General features: G+C 51.5%; 2 protein-coding genes. One reads left to right on the top strand and one right to left on the bottom strand.

Annotation, left to right across the window (positions count from 1 at the left end):
• On the bottom strand, positions 1-1,646 hold a 1,646-nt coding region (locus tag ACI4OH_RS01860), incomplete at its 3' end, for a MobA/MobL family protein (protein WP_439784042.1).
• Between the two features lie 293 nt (positions 1,647-1,939).
• On the opposite strand from ACI4OH_RS01860, the gene ACI4OH_RS01855 reads away from it, so the two are divergent.
• On the top strand, positions 1,940-2,182 hold the full coding sequence (locus ACI4OH_RS01855; protein WP_173430944.1) for a hypothetical protein: 243 nt from the start codon (positions 1,940-1,942) through the stop codon (positions 2,180-2,182).
• Positions 2,183-2,226 lie beyond the last annotated feature (44 nt).

The raw sequence follows: 2,226 nt of genomic DNA, 5'->3' as shown, positions 1-2,226 counted from the left end.
TTCATCAGCTTGTCGCGACGCATTCCATCCATCAGGAATGTCTTCGCGACAATATTTTTTTCTTTTGACTGATTCAGGGCGCGAAGTTTTTTCTGAGCAAGAACGTTACGGTTTCCCCGCTCCAAGAGAGCAAGCGGGCCTACCGCACGTTCTGGAACGCGGTCAAGCAGTTCCGCCAGGAACGTATTGCCTTTGGCTAGGGCTTCTTGGCGGCGTGCTTTCAGACTGCGGTGATCCACGCGGACGGGGATGCCGTATTTCGCCAGTACCTCATTCTGGATTCGTGCAAAATCTTCACGGAGGACAGAAAGGTTCTTGGCGCGATCCTTCCCGTTCCAGATGCCAGACTTGCGACAGCCACCTTTTTCGGGGTGCTTTGGATTGACCCGCGAAAAAAATACGTCTGGCTGCCGTTCCTGTTTCCGCTCGCAGTCATCGATTTCACGCGTCGAGAACATCAGATGCACATGCGTATGGTGTTCGCCGTTGCTCATCGTGCCAATCTTATCGTGGATGGCATAGGCATAATAGTAGTTCTTCATGTGTGCATCCAGGAATCGCTGGATGATCTCTTTCTGTTGAGAGAGCGAGAGTTCATTCGGCAGTGAGAAGACAATCTCTTTGTAACGCTCCCCGTTGCCGCGCTCATGCTGATCCGAAGCACGGAAAAAGTCCAGCGGATTGTCTTTCGCCCATCTTGGAAGATGGTGCGCTTTATAGACGCAGCCGCCTCGCTGCTCGAAGACGGATTCGCGGTTGATGTACTGCACGTGACTGGAGGCGAATGTTTTGTCAAGGTGATATTGCAGATTGTGCAGGATTTCCTTCACGCTCGCTTCGACTGCATTTTTTCGAGTGCCAGATACATCCCATCGCAGCTTAGGAAGGGCATCTTGTCGTCTTCGGATGCGTCGCTGTAGCTGATGGCTCGCATTGCGAGACAGAAGCACGTCAGGCTGTCGCCCCGATAAAACCACATTCCTGCCGGACAATGCTGGCAGGCTCCATCCTGTTCTGGCAATTTCTGTGACGGTATGTCGTTCAGTGTCGGACTCAGGAATTCCCGATCCGCTTTCTCCACTTCCGGATCCGATGGGGAAGGCGCCGGGGATTCCAGAGGGGAAGATGGCATCTCCTGGGGAGAAGACGGGGACTCCGTAGCGTCCTCCGGCTGCTTCAAAAATTCGTCGCTCATGTCCTTGCTCCTTTATCTTTCGTGTGACAGCTTCCTGATGAAGATGAGATTGAAACTGGATGTCCAAGTGAAGCTGACTGGAAGCTGTAACTGCCTGCTGCTGGAAGCGTTCCTGCCCCCGCAGTTCCAGCGCATTGCCGTAAAGCCGTTTGGCTACTTCTAGCGCAATGGCAACGGTTTGCGTGGAAGCGTTACGCGATACCCGGATACCGGAATCATCTTGCTTGATGACCCCGAATGGACTGCTGTAGAGGAGCAGTTCCCTTCCTGGGGCGTGTTCTTGCAGTTCCGGCCCTGTGATTACATTCTCCGCAGGCATCTTGATGAGTTCCCGCTCATCGGCATCCTGGTAAGGCCCTTCGCGGTTGATGTATTTGACGTGTTGCAGAGCAGAGGTCTGCTTTCCACCCTTTCTCCTGTCTGATTTTATCTCGAAATGAAAGACTGCCATGGCCAGCCTCCTTTCGTCTCTCTTAGCCAACGGCAGGTTCAGCGAGCGCAGTGAGCGGCAGAATACCCTTTAGGGTGATGTCCATCGTGGACATCGAAAACGGCTCCTCGCCGTATCCCCCGAGTTTCTCGCAAGAGAAACTCCTAACTGCACATCTCGTTCCCCTGACACCACTCATTATATCACAGCTAAAACACAATATATAGTGGTTTTATCAATATTTTTACCATGCTATATACAATATGTAGTGGTTCTGCTATAATAGGGATAAAAGGAAATCTGAGGTGAATGTCATGGATCGTCTCGCGAGACAGGAAGCGCGTCTGAAGAGGATTGAGGATCAATTGGTCCGGTCGTCGCAGGAAACACGCAAGTTGGAGCGTCAGATTCAAAGACTCAACCAACAAAAACGCTATCAGAAGCTCATCAAGGCAGGACTCCTGTTTGAAGAAGCGGGCATTCTGGATAACTATGACCGGGAAACGGTCTTGATTTTCTTGAAGCAACAACAAGCCCGGCAAGAGAAGGGTGATTAGATGGATGACAAGAAGATTGATGAATCGATTGCAGCGAAAGAAGG

Source organism: Mitsuokella apri, assembly GCF_051886055.1.
Classification (GTDB): Bacteria; Bacillota; Negativicutes; order Selenomonadales; family Selenomonadaceae; genus Mitsuokella.
The sequence above is the reverse complement of the archived record's forward strand: the minus strand, read 5'-3'. Positions and strand labels throughout refer to the sequence as shown.